General features: G+C 70.9%; 14 protein-coding genes and 1 pseudogene. 2 read left to right on the forward strand and 13 right to left on the reverse strand.

Annotated features, from left to right (window positions below; translation table 11 throughout):
• Positions 1 to 91 precede the first annotated feature (91 nt).
• Positions 92 to 1,456: a TrpB-like pyridoxal phosphate-dependent enzyme gene (locus KAK03_RS05030; protein WP_210852088.1), complete on the forward strand. Its 1,365-nt coding sequence runs from the start codon at positions 92 to 94 to the stop codon at positions 1,454 to 1,456.
• Between the two features lie 63 nt (positions 1,457 to 1,519).
• Positions 1,520 to 2,559, forward strand: a pseudogene (locus KAK03_RS05035) (isocitrate/isopropylmalate dehydrogenase family protein).
• Positions 2,560 to 2,581: 22 nt separating this feature from the next.
• On the opposite strand, the gene KAK03_RS05040 reads toward KAK03_RS05035, so the two are convergent.
• From KAK03_RS05040 to KAK03_RS05100, 13 genes are read right to left on the reverse strand one after another with little or no spacing between them, the layout of a single operon-like run.
• Positions 2,582 to 3,892: an NAD(P)-binding domain-containing protein gene (locus KAK03_RS05040; RefSeq protein ID WP_247660930.1), complete on the reverse strand. Its 1,311-nt coding sequence runs from the start codon at positions 3,890 to 3,892 to the stop codon at positions 2,582 to 2,584.
• 16 nt (positions 3,893 to 3,908) lie between these two features.
• Positions 3,909 to 5,123 (reverse strand): c-type cytochrome biogenesis protein CcmI/CycH, encoded by a 1,215-nt coding sequence (locus tag KAK03_RS05045; protein ID WP_210852089.1) that lies wholly within the window; start codon positions 5,121 to 5,123, stop codon positions 3,909 to 3,911.
• A complete protein-coding gene (locus KAK03_RS05050; RefSeq protein WP_210852090.1) occupies positions 5,120 to 5,575 on the reverse strand; it encodes a cytochrome c-type biogenesis protein in 456 nt (151 codons plus the stop codon). Before KAK03_RS05050 ends, KAK03_RS05045 begins: the two co-directional genes overlap by 4 nt.
• Positions 5,568 to 6,098 (reverse strand): DsbE family thiol:disulfide interchange protein, encoded by a 531-nt coding sequence (locus KAK03_RS05055; RefSeq protein ID WP_210852091.1) that lies wholly within the window; start codon positions 6,096 to 6,098, stop codon positions 5,568 to 5,570. The genes KAK03_RS05050 and KAK03_RS05055 overlap by 8 nt, the downstream gene beginning before the upstream one ends.
• The gene (locus KAK03_RS05060) at positions 6,095 to 8,083 is read right to left on the reverse strand and encodes a heme lyase CcmF/NrfE family subunit (protein WP_210852092.1); all 1,989 of its coding nucleotides are present in this window, start codon (positions 8,081 to 8,083) and stop codon (positions 6,095 to 6,097) included. Before KAK03_RS05060 ends, KAK03_RS05055 begins: the two co-directional genes overlap by 4 nt.
• The gene (ccmE, locus tag KAK03_RS05065; RefSeq protein ID WP_210852093.1) at positions 8,080 to 8,547 is read right to left on the reverse strand and encodes a cytochrome c maturation protein CcmE; all 468 of its coding nucleotides are present in this window, start codon (positions 8,545 to 8,547) and stop codon (positions 8,080 to 8,082) included. The genes KAK03_RS05060 and ccmE overlap by 4 nt, the downstream gene beginning before the upstream one ends.
• Positions 8,544 to 8,708: a heme exporter protein CcmD gene (gene ccmD, locus KAK03_RS05070; protein WP_210852094.1), complete on the reverse strand. Its 165-nt coding sequence runs from the start codon at positions 8,706 to 8,708 to the stop codon at positions 8,544 to 8,546. The genes ccmE and ccmD overlap by 4 nt, the downstream gene beginning before the upstream one ends.
• A gap of 2 nt (positions 8,709 to 8,710) precedes the next feature.
• Positions 8,711 to 9,463, reverse strand: coding sequence for a heme ABC transporter permease CcmC (ccmC, locus tag KAK03_RS05075; protein WP_210852095.1), 753 nt, complete (start codon positions 9,461 to 9,463; stop codon positions 8,711 to 8,713).
• 4 nt (positions 9,464 to 9,467) lie between these two features.
• Positions 9,468 to 10,124, reverse strand: a complete 657-nt coding sequence (gene ccmB / locus KAK03_RS05080) for a heme exporter protein CcmB (RefSeq protein ID WP_210852096.1) — start codon at positions 10,122 to 10,124, stop codon at positions 9,468 to 9,470.
• Positions 10,121 to 10,726: a heme ABC exporter ATP-binding protein CcmA gene (gene ccmA / locus KAK03_RS05085; RefSeq protein ID WP_247660931.1), complete on the reverse strand. Its 606-nt coding sequence runs from the start codon at positions 10,724 to 10,726 to the stop codon at positions 10,121 to 10,123. The genes ccmB and ccmA overlap by 4 nt, the downstream gene beginning before the upstream one ends.
• Entirely contained in the window at positions 10,716 to 12,908 is a 2,193-nt protein-coding gene (locus KAK03_RS05090; protein ID WP_210852097.1) for a tetratricopeptide repeat protein, read from the reverse strand. Before KAK03_RS05090 ends, ccmA begins: the two co-directional genes overlap by 11 nt.
• A gap of 13 nt (positions 12,909 to 12,921) precedes the next feature.
• On the reverse strand, positions 12,922 to 16,779 hold the full coding sequence (locus KAK03_RS05095; protein ID WP_210852098.1) for a cytochrome c3 family protein: 3,858 nt from the start codon (positions 16,777 to 16,779) through the stop codon (positions 12,922 to 12,924).
• A complete protein-coding gene (locus KAK03_RS05100) occupies positions 16,776 to 18,623 on the reverse strand; it encodes a cytochrome c3 family protein (RefSeq protein WP_210852099.1) in 1,848 nt (615 codons plus the stop codon). Before KAK03_RS05100 ends, KAK03_RS05095 begins: the two co-directional genes overlap by 4 nt.
• Between the last annotated feature and the right edge of the window lie 4 nt (positions 18,624 to 18,627).

Here is an 18,627-nt window from a genome sequence, read left to right on the forward strand (position 1 = left end):
CGCCGCAGCACGGCGCGCATTCTGCCCTTAATGACGACCGGACCCAACCGGAGCACCCAATCCCTGCACAACGAACGAGGAGCATGCAGCTGTGAGTGACACCATCAAGTACCTGCTGAGCGAAGAGCAGATGCCCAAGGACTGGTACAACCTGGCGGCCGATCTGCCGGTACCGCTGCCCGCGGTGCTGCACCCCGGCACGCTGCAGCCGGTGGGCCCGGATGACCTGGCGCCACTGTTCCCGATGGCGCTGATCGGCCAGGAGGTGTCCACCGAGCGCTACATCGAGATCCCCGAGCCGGTGCGCCAGGTCTTCCGCCAGTGGCGGCCCAGCCCGCTGCACCGCGCGCGCCGACTGGAAGAGGCGCTGGGCACGCCGGCGAAGATCTACTACAAGTACGAGGGCGTCAGCCCGGCCGGCTCGCACAAGCCCAACACCGCGATTCCGCAGGCCTGGTACAACCAGCAGGCCGGCATCCGCAAGCTGACCACCGAAACCGGGGCCGGCCAGTGGGGCACCTCGCTGTCCTTCGCCGGCGCGCTGTTCGGCATCGAGGTGCAGGTCTTCCAGGTGCGCGTGTCGTACAACCAGAAGCCCTACCGCCGTGCGGTGATGGAGACCTACGGCGCCACCTGCGTGGCCTCGCCGTCCGAGCTCACGCAGTCGGGTCGCGCCATCCTGGCCCAGCGCCCCGACCACCCGGGCAGCCTGGGCATCGCCATCTCCGAGGCGGTGGAGCTGGCCGCGCAACGTGACGACACCAAGTACGCGCTGGGCTCGGTGCTCAACCACGTGCTGCTGCACCAGACCATCATCGGCCAGGAGGCGATTGCCCAGCTGGCCATGGCCGGCGACGACCCCGACGTGGTGGTGGGCTGCACCGGCGGCGGCAGCAACTTCGCCGGCATCGCCTTCCCCTTCATCGGCCTGCAGCTGCGCGGCGGTCGCCGGCGCCGCATCGTCGCGGTCGAGCCCGCCGCCTGCCCCAGCCTGACGCGCGGCAAGTACGCCTACGACTTCGGCGACACCGCCCACCTGACGCCGCTGACCAAGATGCACACGCTGGGCAGCACCTTCACGCCGCCGGGCTTCCACGCGGGCGGGTTGCGCTACCACGGCATGGCGCCGATGGTCTCGCACTGCAAGGAGCTGGGCCTGATCGAGGCGGTGGCCTACCACCAGAAGGCCTGCTTCGAGGCTGGCGTGACCTTCGCCCGTGCCGAGGGCATCGTGCCGGCGCCCGAGGCCAACCACGCGGTCAAGGGCGCCATCGAGGAGGCGCTGCGCTGCAAGCGCGAGGGCAAGTCCGAGGTGATCCTGTTCAACCTGTGCGGCCACGGCCACTTCGACATGGCGGCCTACTCCGACTACTTCAGCGGCAAGCTGGTCGACCAGGACTACGACGAGGCCGAACTGGCCATGGCGCTGTCCGGCCTGCCCAGCGTGCCGGCCTGACAGCCAGGTGACAACGCGGGGGGTTATCCTCGGCGCATTCCCTGCACTGAGAGGCCCCCTGCGATGTCCGATCCCACCGCCCGCATCCCCGCCACGCTGATCGCCGGTGACGGCATCGGCCCCGAGATCATGGACGCCACCCTGGCGGCGCTGGACGCGCTGGGCGCGCCCTTCGACTGGGACGCGCAGACCGCCGGCCTGGGGGGGTGCAGGCCTGCAACGACCCGCTGCCGCCGGCCACGCTGGACAGCATTCGCCGCACCCGGCTGGCCCTGAAGGGTCCGCTGGAGACGCCGGTGGGTGGCGGCTACCGCTCGTCCAACGTGCGCCTGCGCGAGGAGTTCAAGCTCTTCGCCAACCTGCGCCCGGCGCTGACCGTCATCCCCGGCGGCCGGTTCGACAAGATCGACCTGGTCGTGGTGCGCGAGAACCTCGAGGGCCTGTACATCGGCCACGAGCACTACGTGCAGATCGACGGCGACCCGCACGCGGTGGCCATGGCCACCGGCATCAACACGCGCGCCGGTTGCCGCCGCATCCTGGAGTACGCGTTCGAACACGCGATCGCCACCGGGCGCAAGAAGATCACGCTGGTGCACAAGGCCAACATCATGAAGGCGCTGACCGGCATCTTCAAGGAGACCGGCGAGCAGCTGTATGAGGAGAAGTACAAGGGGCGCATCGCCTTCGACACGGTGATCGTCGACGCCTGCGCGATGAAGCTGGTGCTCAACCCCTGGCAGTTCGACGTGATCGTCACCACCAACCTGTTCGGCGACATCCTCTCCGATCTGGTGGCGGGCCTGGTGGGGGGCCTGGGCATGGCGCCGGGCGCCAACATCGGCGCCGATGCGGCCATCTTCGAGGCGGTGCACGGCAGTGCGCCGGACATTGCCGGCAAGGGCATCGCCAACCCGGTGGCGCTGATGCTGGCCGCGGCGATGATGCTGGAGCACGTGGGCCACCTGGACAAGGCGCGGCGCCTGCGCCAGGCCATCGACGCCACGCTGAACATCGACAAGGTTCGCACCGGCGACCTGGGCGGCAAGGCCAGCACCGCGGCCTTCACCCAGGCCCTGGTGGCGCGCATCCGCGGCGCCTGAGTCTGCGCTGGCGGCAGCGCCCTCAGGCGCTGCCGTGCTTGGTCTCGAAGCGGATGCCGATCTCCTGCAGCAGCGGGGTCGGCAGCACGCCCCCGGCGCAGATGATCACCGCCTGGTTGTCCAAGGTACGGGTCATGCCGTCGGCGCGGCGCAGCAGCACCTCGCCGGGCGTGATGCGCTCGACCTGCGAGCCCAACTGCACGTCCACACGGCCCGCCTGCTGCAACGCGGCCAGCGTGTCGCGGTTCTTGGCCTTGACGCGTGAGAAGGCCTCGCCGCGGTAGCTCAGCGTCACCTGCGTGCCCGCTTCGCCGGCCAAGGCGATCGCCGCCTCCAGCGCACTGTCGCCGCCGCCCACCACCAGCACCGCCTGGCCGGCGTACTGCACCGGATCAACCAGCCGGTAGGCCACCTTGGGCAGGTCCTCGCCCGGCACGTCGAGCGTGCGCGGCGTGCCGCGCCGGCCGATGGCCAGCAGCACGCTGCGGGCGCGCCAGATGCGCCGGCCGGTCTGCACCTCGAAGCCGCCATCATCGAGCGCACGCACACCGGTCATGCGTTCGCCGTATTGCAGCGGCAACTGATGCTGCAGCGTCACGCCGTGCCAGAAGGCCAGCAGGTCCTCCTTGCTGATCTCGTTCATCTTCACCAGCCCCACCAGCGACAGCTTGACCGGCGCGGTCATCGCCACCTTCTGGCGCGGGTAGTGGAAGATCGAGCCGCCCAGCGAGTTTTCCTGCTCCAGGATCGCGAAGCGGTGGCCGCGCTCGAGCGCGGCCAGGCCGGCGCTCAGGCCGGCCGGCCCTGCGCCCACGATCAGCACATCCAGTTCGTCAGCGTCCACGGCCCGCGGTCGTCCGCCGGCGATGGCCTCCATCGCCTGGCGGCCCTGCTCGGCGGCCTTGCGGATCAGGCCCATGCCGCCCAGCTCGCCGGCGATGTAGATGCCCGGCACATTGGTCTGGAAGTCGGGTTGCAGCAGCGGGATGTCGACGCCGCGCCGCGCGGTGCCGAAGACCAGGCTGATCGCGTCGAAGGGACAGGCCGCGTGGCAGGCGCCGTGGCCGATGCAGGCCGAGGCGTTGATCAGCACCGCCTTGCCGCCGACGATGCCCAGCGCCCCCTCGGGACAGTCGCGCACGCAGGTGCCCGAGCCGATGCAGCGCGCCGGGTCCACCACCGGGTGCAGCGTGGCCGGCTCGTTCAGGCCGGCCGCCACGCTCTGCGCATGCGCCTGCGCGTCCAGGCGTTGCCGGCGCCGACGCCAGCCCAGATGCAGACCCACGGCCAGCAGCAGCACCACCGCATACGGTGCGATCAGGCTCAGACCCATGGCGACTCCGCGGGGCTCAGCGCACCTCGCGCTCGATGACGATGCGCAGCCCGCTGGCGCCGGGCGCCACGCTGGCGCTCAGGCCTTCCAGATCACCCGGCTGCGGCATCGCCTGGCCCGACTTGGACACGCGCGCTCCCACCACCACCGCAGGCGCGCCCGACAGCCGCGCGGCGGGGCTCATGGCCATCGAGTCGTCCAGCGTGAAGTCGGCCGGCAGGTCGCGCACGCGCTTCTTCAGGATGGCCAGCGGCATGCGCGAGCCTTCGGCCGGGCGGGCGAAGATGAACACGGTGTCGTCCGGCGCGGCCTTGGCGGCCAGGGCCGCCGACAGCTCGACCCGGCCGCTGACCGAGGCGCCGGCCGCGGCCACCGGCGTGGCCGGCGCCGGCGACGCCTCGGCCGCTGGCAGTCCGGCGGCCTGACGGGCCTCGGCCAGCGCGCTCTGCAGCTGCTTGACCAGGTCGGAGTCCGGCGGGCCCACCTTGACCGCGCGTTCCCAGTGGCGCACCGCGGTCTTGGGGTCGCCGTTGTCGAAGGCCAGCGAGCCGGCCAGGGCCAGCGCCTTCAGGTTGTCGGGCTCGGCCTTCAGGGCGGCGGCGATCAGCTGGGTCGGCTCGCCCTGGAAGCTGCGGCCATTGACCATGGCCAGCGCGTCAGCCAGGTCGGCCAGCGCCTGGCCATTGGCGGGCTGCAGGGCCAGCACCTTGCGGTAGGCCGGCACGGCTTCGCTGAAGCGGCCCAGCACCGAATACGAGCGACCCAGCATCAGCCAGCCTTCGGCATCGTCCGGCTTGGCCTTCAGGCGTTCGGTCAGCGACGCGAGCATGTCCTCGATCTGCTGCGTGCCCATGGCGTGCGGCGCCTGGCCCGGCGCGGCGCCGGTCTCGGCCGGGGCCGCCGCCGGGCTGCCCGGCTGAACCGACCAGCCCGGCAGGTTGCCGCGCCAGGCGTACATCGCGGCGCCGAACAGCAGCACGAAACCGGCCATCGCCAGCGCGGTGCGGCGGCTGACCCGCGGTGCAGCGGGGGTGGGGGCGGCTGGCGCTGCCGCAGTGGCCGCGGGGGCCGGGGTCGCCGCGGCCGGGCTGGCCATCACGGCGTCCACCAGGCGGCGTTCAAGCTCGGCCCGGGCGGTGGCGGCCGCCTCGGGGGACAGGGCGCCGCTGGTGGCCAGGGCGTCGATTTGCCGCAGCTGGTCTTTCAGCGCGGCGATGGCATCAGTGGTCATGATCGGGGCAATTCACTCTGGCCCTCGTCGGGCGTCTCGGGGTCGAAGGCCTCGTCGGGCAGGCGGGCGCGGCGGCGCAGCAGCCAGCCCAGGCCCAGCAGGGCGCCCAGGCTCAGCAGCGCCGGCCCGCCCCACAGCAGCGCGGTGCGGGCGTTCAGCGGCGGCTTGTAGAGCACGAAGTCGCCATAGCGGTCGGTCATGAAGCTGCGCACCTGCTCGTCGGTCTTGCCGGCGGCCAGCTGCTCGCGGATCTGCTGGCGCAGGTCCACGGCCAGGCCGGCATGCGAGTCGGCCACGGTCTGGTTCTGGCAGACCAGGCAGCGCAGCTCGGTGGCGATCGCCATCATCCGCGCCTCCAGCGCCGGGTCGTCAGCCACCGAGCGGGCTTCACCCGCCCAGGCGTTCAGGGTGGCGGCCAGCAGCGCGCTGGCGATGAGCAGTCGTCTAGCCATTGAGTTGCTTCAGCAGCGGTTCGATCTTGTCGCGCAGGACCTCGGGCGTCACCGGGCCGATGTGCTTCATGCGCACCACGCCCTGGGCGTCGATGACGAAGGTCTCGGGCACGCCGTAGACGCCATAGTCCAGGCCGATGCGGCCGTCGGGGTCGAAGATCGAGGTGGTGTAGGGGTTGCCCAGCTGGCGCAGCCACTGCAGGCCGTCGGCGCGCTGGTCCTTGTAGTTCAGGCCGATCAGCTTGACCGTCTGGCCCGGTCGGCGCGACCACTCGACCAGCACCGGGTGCTCGTCGCGGCAGGCGCCGCACCAGCTGGCCCAGACATTGAGCACCCAGGCACGACCCAGCAGGTCTTCGCGGCTGATGCGCTGCTGCGCGTCGGCCAGCGTGGGTGCGGCGAACGGCGGGGCCGACTTGCCGACCAGCGGCGAAGGCACCTCGCGCGGGTCGCGCGACAGGCCGACGAACAGGAAACCGGCCAGCACCAGGAACAGCGCCAGCGGAATCAGCAGCTTCTTCATGCCGGGGCTCCCTGTGCTGCGCTGGCCGCGCTGGCCGTGCTGGTGGCGCGGCGCGCGCTGCGGTAGCGGCGGTCGCTGACGGCCAGCGCGCCGCCCAGCGACATCAGCACGCAGCCCAGCCAGATCCAGGTGATCATCGGCTTGTGCTGCACGCGCAGTGTCCAGGCGCCGTCGGGCAGGGCCTCGCCCATCGAGACATACAGGTCGCGCGCCAGGTTGGTGTCGATCGCGGCCTCGGTCATCGGATTGCTCTGCACGCGGTAGATGCGTTTTTGCGGCGTCAGCGTGGCCACCACCGCGCCGTTGCGGGTGACCTCGACCGTGCCCTGCATCGCGCGGTAGTTGGGCCCGGGCACCTCGTCCAGCGACTTCAGCGTGAACTGGTAGCCACCGACCTGGGTGCTGTCGCCGGGCATCATGCGCACGTCGCGCTCGGTCTCGTGGGTGCGCACCACCGTCACGCCCAGAATGAAGGCCGCCACGCCCAGGTGGGCCAGCAGCATGCCGCCCTGTGCGCGGCCGATCTGCCGCAGCGCCTGCATCGCCCGGCCGGCGCGGGCGGCCGGCAGCAGGCGTTCAGCCAGGTCGGTCAGCACGCCGGCAGCGACCCAGTAGGCCATCAGGTAGCCCAGCACCGAGCCGAAGGAGGCGCGCCCCGCCAGCACCGCCGTGGCGGCGGCGGCCAGCACCGTGACCACGGCCGCCCAGCGCACGCGGCGCGCCAGTGACGGGATCTCGTCGCCCTTCCAGCGCGCCAGCGGGCCCACGCCCAGCAGGAAGATCATCGGCGCCATCAGGCCGGTGAAGACCTGGTCGAAGTAGGGCGGGCCCACCGAGATCTTGCCCAGGCCCATGGCGTCCAGGAACAGCGGGTAGAGCGTGCCCAGCAGCACCGCGCCGCAGGCGGCCGCGAACAGCATGTTGTTGGCCAGCAGCGCGGCCTCCTTGGACACCGCGGCAAAGCGCTGGCCCAGGCCCACGTGGCTGGCGCGCCAGGCGTAGAGCAGCAGCGACGCACCCACCACGATCACCAGGAAGCCCAGGATGAACAGGCCGCGGCGCGGGTCGGTGGCGAAGGCATGCACGCTGGACAGCACGCCCGAGCGGACCAGGAAGGTGCCCAGCAGCGACAGCGAGAACGCGACGATGGCCAGCAGCACCGTCCAGGCCTTGAAGCTGCCGCGCTTCTCGGTCACCGCCAGCGAGTGGATCAGCGCCGTGCCCAGCAGCCAGGGCATGAAGGAGGCGTTCTCCACCGGGTCCCAGAACCACCAGCCGCCCCAGCCCAGCTCATAGTAGGCCCAGGCGCTGCCCAGCGCGATGCCCAGGGTCAGGAAGATCCAGGCCGCCACCGTCCAGGGGCGCGACCAGCGCGCCCAGGTGGCGTCCAGGTGGCCGCCGATCAGCGCCGCGATCGCGAAGGCATAGGCCACCGAGAAGCCCACGTAGCCCATGTAGAGCATCGGCGGGTGGAAGACCATGCCCGGGTCCTGCAGCAGCGGGTTCAGGTCGCGGCCGTCCGGGGCGGCGGGAATCAGGCGATCAAAGGGGTTGGAGGTGAACAGCGTGAAGGCCAGGAAGCCCACGCCGATCCAGCCCATCACCGCCAGCACGCGCGCCATCACGGCCTCGGGCAGCGAGCGTGAGAACGCCGCCACCGCGAGCGACCACACCGACAGCATGCCCAACCACAGCAGCAGCGAGCCCTCGTGGCCGCCCCAGACGCCGGCCAGCCGGTAGGCCAGCGGCAGGGCCGAGTTCGAATTGGTGGCCACGTACAGCACCGAGAAGTCGTGCCGCACGAACGACGCCGCCAGACAGCCCAGCGCGATGAACACCAACAGGGCCTGCCAGGCCGCCAGCGGACGGCCCAGGGCCATCCAGTCGGCGCGGCCGCGCTGCGCGCCCATCAGCGGCATCACGCCTTGCAGCAGGGCCACGCCCAGCGCCAGGATCAGGGCCAGGTGGCCGAGTTCAGGGATCACTTCGGGCCTCCTTGGGGCACCACCAGCGTCTCGCTGGGGGCCGGCGCCTGGCCGGCCTTCTTCAGGGCTTCAGCCGCCTCGGGCGGCATGTAGTTCTCGTCGTGCTTGGCCAGCACTTCCTTGGCCATGAAGCCGCCGTCCGGGCCCAGCGTGCCCTGCGCGACCACGCCCTTGCCCTCCTTGAAGAGGTCGGGCAGCGTGCCGTCGAAGCGCACCGGCACCTCGCGCACCGTGTCGGTGACGACGAACTGGGCGGTGATGCCCTCGCGGCTGACGCTGCCGGCCTTGACCAGGCCGCCCAGGCGGAAGGTGCGCTCCTTCGGCGCCTCGCCCGCGGCGATCTGGCTGGGCGTGTAGAAGAACACCATGTTGCTGCGGAAGGCATTCAGCACCAGCGCCGCGATGCCCGCCAGCGCCAGCAGCACCACGCCGATGATGGTGAATCGCTTCTGGCGCGGCGTCATGCCTCAGCCCCTTCGCGTGCGGCAGCGCGGGCACGGGCCAGGCGCCGCCGCGAGGTGATCGCATCCACCGCCATCACCAGCACGGTGAAGGCATAGGCGCCCCAGACAAAGCGGCCATGACCGCCCATGGCCAGGAAGGCGTCCAGTGAGTCCCACTGCATTCTCAGGATTCCTCGGTGTGTCGGTAGCGCTGGGCCACCCAGTCGGATTCGGATTCAAGCTCCAGCACCAGCGCACGGGCGCGGCTGAAGATCACGGCGAAGGCGAAGGCCCAGAAGGCGATCGTCATCAGGCCCATGGCCTGCAACATGGTCTGCGCCATCTTCGGGGCCGCCGTCATGCTGATAGAGGCGCCCTGGTGCAGCGTGTTCCACCAGCGTACCGAAAAATAGATGATGGGCACATTAAGAGCCCCTACCAGCGACAGCAGCGCGCCGGCCTGGGCCGAGCGGCGCGGGTCGTCAATCGCCTCGACCAGCGCGATGTAGCCCAGGTAGAGCAGCAGCAGGATCAGCTCCGAGGTGAGCCGCGCATCCCACACCCACCAGGTGCCCCAGGTGGGCTGGCCCCACAGCGCACCGGTGACCAGGGCCACCGCGGTGAACATCGCCCCGGTGGGCGCGATGGCGCGCGCCAGCGTGCTGCCCATGCGGGCGTTCAGGCCCCAGCCCAGCGCGCTCCAGAAGGCGATCGCCAGGTACAGCAGCATGCTCATCCAGGCGGCGGGCACGTGGATGAAGATGATGCGGTAGGCCTCGCCCTGCTGGAAGTCGGTGGGGGCGACGAAGAAGCCCATCCACAGGCCCGCCAGGCCGGTGAGGGCGGCCACCGCCCAGCACCAGGGCGTGGCGGCGGCGGCCAGCGCATCGAAGCGCGACGGGGCGGCGAAGGTGGTCCAGCGCAGGGGAGCGTTCATGGCGTCATTCAACAGCGATGCGCAGTGCAGCGGCGGTGGCCGGCGGCGCCACCAGGGTGGTCAGGATCAGCAGCGCGCCCAGCAGCGACAAAGGCGCCTGCGCCGACTCGCCATGCTGCGCCGCCACCACCGCGCCACTGCCGAAGATCAGCGCCGGCACCGCCAGCGGCAGCACCAGCAGGAAGACCAGCGTGGCGCCGTTGCGCAGGCCCAGCGTCAGCGCGCCGCCCAGGGCGCCCAGCAGGCTCAGCACCGGCGTGCCCAGCAGCAGCGCCAGCGCCAGCATGCCCGAGGTGGCGGCGTCCAGGTTGAACAGCAGCCCGGCCAGCGGCGCCAGCAGCACCAGTGGCGCGCCGCCCTGCAGCCAGTGCGCCAGCACGCGCACGGCGACCAGGCCGGGCAGCCAGTGGCGGCCGATCAGCATCTGCTCCAGCGTGCCGTCCTGCCAGTCGCCGGTGAACAGCGTGCCCACCGACAGCATCATCGCCAGCAGCGCGCACACCCACACCACGCCCGGCGCGATGCGCGAGAGCAGCGCTGCATCGGCCCCCACGCCCAGCGGAAACAGCGCGAGCGCGGCAATGAAGAAGGCCAGCGGCAGCAGCCACTGCCCGGGCGATCGGGCGGCCAGCAGCAGGTCACGGCGCAGCAGGTCGATCATGAGACAGCGGCGGACAGGTCCAGCGTCTCCAGACCCGGCAGATGCACCGCCTGGTGGCTGGTCAGCACCACGGCGCCGCCAGCCTGGCGGTGGTCCTGCAGCACCTGGTCGAGCAGGGCGCAGGCCTCGCGGTCGAGGGCGTCGTAGGGTTCGTCGAGCAGCCAGATCCGGGCCTCGCCCAGCCACAGACGCGCCAGCGCCAGCTTGCGCCGCTGGCCCTGCGAGAGCTTGCGCACCGGGAACGCCAGGCGCCGGCCCAGGCCCACCCGCTCGAGCACGGCGCGCAGCCGGGCTTCCTCGGGCACCGGGCCGTGCAGGCTGCACAGGAAGCGCAGGGCCTCGCCCACGTTCAGTTCGTCCTTCAGCGCATTGCTGTGGCCCAGGTAGGCCACGGGCGCCTGGCGGTCGATGCGACCCGAGGCCGCCGGCGCCAGACCGGCCAGCAGGCGCAGCAGGCTGGTCTTGCCGCTGCCGTTGGCACCCCGGAGCCACAGGGCCTGGCCCGCGCGCAGCCGCAGGCCCACGCCACTGAAGACACGCCGGCCGCCCCGGCGGCAGCCGAGGTCGGTGGCGGTCAGCAGGTCTGCATCGTCAGAGGTCAAGCCGGTAACCCAGGTAATAGAACACGCGTGTCGAGTTGTCGTTCAGTGTCGGGCTGGTGGTCTTGCTGGATTCGGCGCTGACCTCGCCCTCGATGACCCATTTCTCGCCGCCGCGCCAGGCCAGCCGCAGGCCCGGGCTCCAGCGCAGGGTCTTCACGCCGCCGGTGCCATTGTCACCGTAGATGCGCAGGGACGGCTCCAGCTGCAGCCGCGCCATGGGCACCGACATGTTGTTGTAGCTCAGCTGCCAGCCGTTGTGACCGGGCTGCTTGAACAGCGTCAGGCTGGCCACGTGGGTGTCGCGCTCGGAGTAGAGGTTGGTGCCGATCAGCTGCAGGCTGCCCGACAGGATGTTGCCCGAGGCCGGGCTGCCGGGGTAGTTGATCGAGGGCACCGGCGCGATCGCGCCGACGCTGGTCAGGCGGATGTCGGCGCCCACCTGCCACTGCGGCGTGACCGGGTGGGTCACGCCCACCAGGCCCTGCTTGGAGTAGGCGGTCGTGGCTGCCACCGAGTGGCGCAGGTCGCTCAGGCTGCGGTAGGCCAGCAGGTCGGACAGGCGCCGCGGCAGCGCGCGGCTGGGGTCGGCGAAGAACAGCGCGTTGCCCAGCATCAGCAGCGGCACGGCGCGGTAGTCGGCCAGGATGTTGAGGGTGGTGCCGCCCGACAGCGTGGTCGTGCCCTGCAGCGAGGCCACGTTGGTGCCACGCAGCGTCAGGTCGTATTCATACTGGCTGAAGACCGAGGTGGCCCCTTCGAACCAGCGCATGTCCAGGCCCATGGCGCGGCGATCGACCTCGCCGTCGATCTGCTGCTGCATCACGTAGAGGCTGGCGCCGAGGTTCTCGGTCAGCGCCTCGGCGTCCAGCGAGAGGCCGCCGAAGTAGCGCCGCGTGTCGAGCAGGTCGTCGGTGGGCTGGCCGGCGACGGCGCCGATCTTCCACTTCGGCTTGAAGGTCCAGCTGCCCTGGATGCCGTCGAAGCGGCCCAGCACGCCACCGCCCAGACCGCTTTGCCGACCCACCCGGGCCTGCAGGCCGGGGCCGGCCTCCTTCCAGTCGACATAGGCCGCGGTCAGGCGGTTGCGCGACGGCCGGCCGGGCATCATTTCGTAGGTGTGGTTGTCGCGGAAGGCGGCGCGCAGGTCGCGTTCGGCGTCGCGCTGGCGCCAGTTCAGGTCGATCGACGACGAGACCTGCTTCTGGTCGGTGCCCGACAGCGTGGTGTCGGAAATGATCTTGGGCAGCTGGCCCTCGAGCGGCGTGTCCTTGAGCTGGGTCTGGGTCTGCGAGGCACCACCGTAGAAGTACTGCGACCACGAGCCGTTGAGCTGGCTGGTGGTGGCGCGGCGCGTGGCGTCGGCCGGCTCGGCCTGCGCCAGGGTGGGTGCCGGAGCGCTGCCGCCACCCAGCTCGGCCAGCAGGCCGCGCATCCGGGGCACGCCGTTGCCCGAGGGGTAGAGCTGCAGGTACAGCTCGGCCTCGCGCTGCGCGCCGGCACGGTCGCCCTTGGCCAGTCGCGCCGAGGCGATCGCCTCCTGGGCCTCGGGGGTGCGGGGGTTGGGTGGCAGGTTCAGGGCTTCGTTGAGCTGCTCGATCGCGAGGTCCGGCTCGCCCCGCGTCAGCGATTCGCGGGCCAGCCCGATCAGCTGGCCGGCCCGGGCGGTGACCTCGGCGTCGCTGGGCGTGCCGATGACCGGCGCCGGCTCGATCAGGGCCGAGGAGGCGCTGCTGAGCGCCTCGCCCTGGCCTTCGAGCACCACATCGATCGAGCGGTTGTCGCGGCCGGCGCGGGCGCGCAGGCGCACGCCCTTGTCGATGCGCACGACGAGCTTGCGGTTGGTCAGCTCGCGCGCCGTGCCGTCCTCGGTGACGACGACGCGCGGCAGCGCACCGGCCTGCAGCTGACGCCGCTCGCCGTCGATGAAGTTGGGCTGCTCGCGGGCGGTCACCACGTCGTAGTAGATCTGCACCAGGTCATCGCCGCCCGAGGCCACGCTGCGGCGGAACTGCACCTGCACCGTCATGCGGATCGTCATCACCGCGTCCTTGCCCTCGCGGCGCAAGGCCAGCTCGTCGATGACCTGGGCCTGCACGGCGGGTGCGCCCAGGGCGCCCAGCGCGGTCAGGGCGGCCAGGGCCAGCGGTCGGTGCAGTCGGCGGGTGGGGTGGTGGTGGGTCATGTGTCGGGCCTCCTCAGTCCCATTCGGTATACGTGCTGCCCTTGCCGCCCAGGGGCTTGTGGCAGCCGGATTCGGAGCAGTCGAGCGGGGTCTTGCCCTTGGCTTCGTGGGTCAGCGACTTGCGCTCCATGTTCCCCAGGTAGCTGGTCCCGCTGGCGTGGCAGGCCTTGCACCAGCCCGCGCCGCCACCCAGGCTGCCGTTGTGGTTCATGCGCATCGTTCCCCAGCTGGCGGTGCTGTTGTGGCAGGCCTTGCAGTCCATGGCCGCGCCGTTGAGCAGCTGGGTCTCGGGGATGTGGTTGGTCGGCTTGGCCTGCAGGCCCTGGCTCACGTAGCTGCTGATGTGGCAGCCCTTGCAGGTCTGGCTGGCCACGGCCGAGTGGTTCATCGTCACCGAGGTGCCGAAGCTCACCTGCGAACGGTGGCAGGCGTCGCACTTGGCCGTGGGCACGGTCACCGGGATGTGGGTGGCCGGCTTGCCGCGCGCGACGGTGCCGTTGTGGCAGTTGTCGCAGGTGCCCGAGCCGATCTGGTCGGTGGCCGAGTGGCGGTACTGCACGTTGTTCCAGCTGGACGTGGAGCGGTGGCAGTCCTCGCAGACGCTCACGCCGTTGTGCACCGGGGTGGCGGGCTTGCCCACCGCGCCCAGGTAGCTGCCGGTGTGGCAGGTCCCGCACTGCGTGCTGAGGCTGTAGTAGGCGTGGATGCGGCCCGGATTCCAGCTGGCGTAGCCACCCTTGTGGCAGGCGTCGCAGTTGGCCGAGGCCATCACCGCGATCTGCTGGTAGGGCACGTGGTTGGTCGGCTTGCCGTCGGCCGGCGGGTAGCGGCCGGTGTGGCAGCTGGCGCACTGCGCGGTGACCACGGTCTGGGTGTGGTTCCACTTGCTGGGCTTGAAGGCCGTGACGGTGTGGCAGGCCCAGCAGTTGGTGTTGCCCACCGGGATGTGGTTGGCGCCCTTGCCGATGGCCTGGCTGCCGTTGTGGCAGCCGCCGCAGTTGGTGGTGGCGCCGAAGCCGCTGTGGTCGGGCTTGCCAGTGGTGGCCCAGCTGCCGGTGCTGTGGCAGTCCTCGCACTTGGTCACGCCGTTGTGCACCGGGGTGGCCGGCTTGCCCACCGCACCCAGGTAGCTGCCGGTGTGGCAGGTGCTGCACAGGCTGCTGACGTTGAAGTACAGGTGGAAGCGGCCGGGGTTCCAGCTGTTGTAGCCGGCCTTGTGGCAGGCATCGCAGTTGGCGCTGGCCGAGGGCGGGATCAGCTGATAGGGCACGTGCGTGCCCGGCTTGCCCTCGGCCGGCGGGTAGCCGCCGGTGTGGCAGGTGGCGCACTGGGCGGTGACCACCACCTGGGTGTGGTTCCACTTGCTGGGCTTGAAGGCGGTGACCGTGTGGCAGGCCCAGCAGTTGGTCAGGCCCACCGGGATGTGCTGGGCGCCCTTGCCGATCGCCTGGCTGCCGTTGTGGCAGTTGGCGCAGTTGGTGGTGCTGCCGTAGGTCGAGTGGTCCGGCTTGCCATTGCTGTCCCAACTGCCGGTCTTGTGGCAGTCCTCGCACTTGGTCACGCCGTTGTGGATCGGCGTGGCCGGCTTGCCCACGGCGCCCAGGTAGCCGCCGGTGTGGCAGGTGCTGCACTGGCTGGTGACGTTGTAGTAGGCGTGGAAGCGACCCGGGTCCCAGCTGCCATAGCCGGCCTTGTGGCAGGCGTCGCAGTTGGCGCTGGCCGACACGCTGACCTGCTGGTAGGGCACGTGGTTGCCCGGCTTGCCGTCGGCCGGCGGGTAGCGGCCGGTGTGGCAGCTGGCGCATTGCGCGGTGACCACGGTCTGGGTGTGGTTCCACTTGCTGGGGCGCCAACTGCTGACACTGTGGCAGCTGAAGCAGTTGGTGGCGCCCACCGGGATGTGGCTGGGGCCCTTGTCGCTGGCCTGGCTGCCGTTGTGGCAGTTGGCGCAGGTGGTGGTGGCGCCGAAGCCGCTGTGGTCGGGCTTGCCGTTGCTGGCCCAGCTGCTGGTGCTGTGGCAGCCTTCGCAGTTGCTCACGCCGTTGTGCACGGGGGTGGCGGGCTTGCCCACCGCACCGAGGTAGCTGCCGGTGTGGCAGGCGCTGCACTGGCTGCTGACGTTGTAGTAGGCGTGGAAGCGGCCCGGGTCCCAGCTGCCGTAGCCGGCCTTGTGGCAGGCGTCGCAGTTGGCGCTGGCCGACACGCTGACCTGCTGGTAGGGCACGTGGTTGCCCGGCTTGCCGTCGGCCGGCGGGTAGCGGCCGGTGTGGCAGCTGGCGCATTGCGCGGTGACCACGGTCTGGGTGTGGTTCCACTTGCTGGGGCGCCAACTGCTGACACTGTGGCAGCTGAAGCAGTTGGTGGCGCCCACCGGGATGTGGCTGGGGCCCTTGTCGCTGGCCTGGCTGCCGTTGTGGCAGTTGGCGCAGGTGGTGGTGGCGCCGAAGCCGCTGTGGTCGGGCTTGCCGTTGCTGGCCCAGCTGCTGGTGCTGTGGCAGCCTTCGCAGTTGCTCACGCCGTTGTGCACGGGGGTGGCGGGCTTGCCCACCGCGCCCAGGTAGCTGCCGGTGTGGCAGCTGCTGCACTGGCCGCTGGCATTGAAATTGGCGTGGAACCGGCCCGGGTCCCAGCTGCCGTAGCCGCCCTTGTGGCAGGCATCGCAGTTGGCCGTGGCTGACACGCTCACCTGCTGGTAGGGCACGTGGTTGCCCGGCTTGCCGTCAGCCGGCGGGTAGCGGCCGGTGTGGCAGCTGGCGCACTGCGCGGTGACCACGGTCTGGGTGTGGTTCCACTTGCTGGGCTTCCAGGTGCCGGTGCTGTGGCAGCTGAAGCAGTTGGTGCTGCCCACCGGGATGTGACTGGCGCCCTTGTCACTGGCGGTGCTGCCGTTGTGGCAGCTGGCGCAGTTGGTGGTGGCGCCAAAGCCCGAGTGGTCGACCTTGGACACCGACCAGTTTCCGCTGCTGTGGCAGGCCTCGCAGGGCGCGGTGGTGGCGATGTGGTTGCCGGGCTTGCCGGGGGCCGACGCGTAGCTGCCGTTGTGGCAGGTGGCGCACTGGCCCGTGGGGCTGAAGCTGGCATGGAAGCGCGCGCCGCTCCAGCTGGCATAGCCGCTCTTGTGGCAGGCGTCGCAGTTGGCGCTGGCCGAGACGCTGACCTGCTGGTAGGGCAGGTGATTGGACGACTTGCCGTCCGCCGGCGGATAGCTGCCGTTGTGGCAGCTGGCGCACTGGGCCGCGACCGGCTGCTGGGTGTGGTTCCAGCGCGAGGGCTTCCAGCTGCCGGTGCCGTGGCAGCTCAGACAGTTGGCGCTGCCGCTGGGGATGTGGTTGGTCGATTTGCCGCTCGCCTGGCGACCGTTGTGGCAGCTGGCGCAGTCGGTGGCCGAGGTGTAGCCGCTGTGGTCGGGCCGTGCGCCCGCCCAGGTGGCGGTGATGTGGCAGCTGTCGCAGCTGGCGTTGGTGGCCAGGTGGCCCGCGTTCTTGCCGGTGGCGGTGACGCCGTTGTGGCAGCTGGCGCAGGTGCCAGCCGCGGTGCCGGCATGGTCGAAGCGGGCGTTGTCGAAGCTGCGGGTGCTGTGGCAGCTGTCGCAGCGCTGGGTGGTCTGCACGTGCTGCGTCGACTTGACCACGTTGTTGCGCGACCAGTTGCTGCCGCTGGTGTGGCAGGTCGCGCAGTCGCGCGGCGTGCCCTTGAGCTGCCCATTGAGGTGGCAGGACTCGCAGCGCACGTTCGCATGGGCGCCCTGCAGCGCGAAGCCGGTGCTCAGGTGATCAAAGTCCTTGCGGGCGGTCTGGGCCGCCACCGGCGACGCGGCAAGCAGCCCGGCCCACAGCAGCAGCAGGCAGAGCAATCGGTGCAGCAGGCTCATCGTGGCACTCCCGAGGCAGGGCTGGGTGACGGGGATGTGCGGCGGCGCGCCAGCAGTTCGCGCCAGCCGCTGGTCTGGTGGCAGGTCTCGCAACGCAGGCCGAAGCCGCCGTCATGGACGTCGTCGCCGCGGTGGCAGGACTGGCAGCTGTCGCCCAGCGGCGCGGTCTTGCGCCCGGCCGGCGCCGGCGCGCGGTGGCAGGCCTCGCAGGTCAGCGGCTGGTGCTTGCCGGTCAGCGGGTAGCGGGTCTGACGGGTGTGGTCGAACTGCGCCAGCTTCCAGTGGCGCGCGTTGTGGCAGCTCTCGCAGGCCGGGCCCTGGGCACCCTTGTGGCGGTCGTCGGCGCGGTGGCAGCCCAGGCAGTCGCGCGGTGCATCGCGGTAGCGCAGCGTCTTGTGGCAGGCACCGCACTCGACCTTCACATGGGCACCCAGCAGCGCGAAGCGGGCCAGCTTGTGGTCGTAGGGCGCGTCCTTCCAGCGGCGGTCGTTGTGACAGCTCTCGCAGGCCGTGCCCAGCTGGCCCTCGTGCTTGTCGTCCTTGCGGTGGCAGCCGATGCAGTCGCGCGGCGTGTCACGGTAGTGCTTCAGGTCCTGGTGGCAATCGGCGCAGCGGACCTTGGCGGCGGCGTGGGCGCCGCGCAGCGTGAAGCGGGCGACATCGTGGTCGAAGCGCGGGATCTTCCAGCTGCGCTTGCCGTGGCAGGCCGCACAGGCCTCGCCGACGTTGCCGGCATGCTTGTCGTCCTGACGGTGGCAGCCGATGCAGCTGCGCGGCGCGTCGCGGTAGACCGGTGTGCCCTTGGGTCCTGGTTTGTGGCAGGCCTCGCACTTCGCATCGGCGTGCTTGCCCAGCAGCGGGAAGCGGGCGCGGTCGTGGTCGAAGCGGCCGGTCTGCTTCCAGTCGCTCTCCTGGTGGCAGGCGGCGCACTCGGTGCCCAGGCTGCCCTGGTGCTTGTCGTCCTTGCGGTGGCAGGACAGGCAGTCGGTGGCGGTCTTCTCGCGGTACAGCGCGCCGGTGTGGCAGCTGTCGCAGCGCACCGCACGGTGCTTGCCTCGCAGCGGGTAGCGGGTCTCGCTGTCGTGGTTGAAGCTGATGGTTTTCCAGGACTTCTCGCCGTGGCAGCTCTCGCACTTCTCGCCGTAGCGTCCCTTGTGCTTGTCGTCGGCCTTGTGGCAGCCCACGCAGGTGGTGGGCACGCCGGCGTACTTCGCCTTGGGGTGGCAATCGGCGCAGGCCACGTCCGCGTGCTTGCCCTTGAGCGCGAAGCTGGTGGTCGCGTGGTCGAAGCGGGCCTCTTTCCAGTTCTTCTCGGTGTGGCAGTCGGCGCACTTCGTGCCCAGCGAGCCCTTGTGAACATCGTCCTTGCGATGGCACGCCTGGCAGTCCTGCGGTGCCTCGGCCCAGCGCTTGCCGGGCAGGTGGCACTTGGCGCACTCGACCTGGGCATGGGCCTGGCGCAGCACCCAGTCGGTCTCGCGGTGGTCGAAGGCCTTGGTGTCAAGCTGCACGATGCGCGCCTCGCGGCCCTTGTGGTCGGTGTGGCAGCTGCGGCAGGCCTGGGGCTTCTGGCGCCCGTGGAAGCCGGTCTTCTGGCGCAGGTCCTGGCCGATCGGCTTGTGGCAATCGGCGCACAAGCGGTCCTGCGCCGCGCGGTCGAAGCGCACGTGGCAGCTGGCGCAGTCGTCCTGCCACTTGGCGTGCGACTGGGTCAGCACCCCCGGCGACAGCGCCGACTCCAGCGACTGCGCCGCCGCCGGTGTCAGCAGCGCCAGCCACAGCGCGGCCACAGCGGCGAACAGGCGCCACAGCCACGGGTAGGGGCGGGACAGGCATCGCGGCATCCGG

Origin of the sequence: Ideonella alba, assembly GCF_018069845.1 — a bacterium.
In the GTDB taxonomy this organism is placed as follows: Bacteria; Pseudomonadota; Gammaproteobacteria; order Burkholderiales; family Burkholderiaceae_C; genus Ideonella; species Ideonella alba.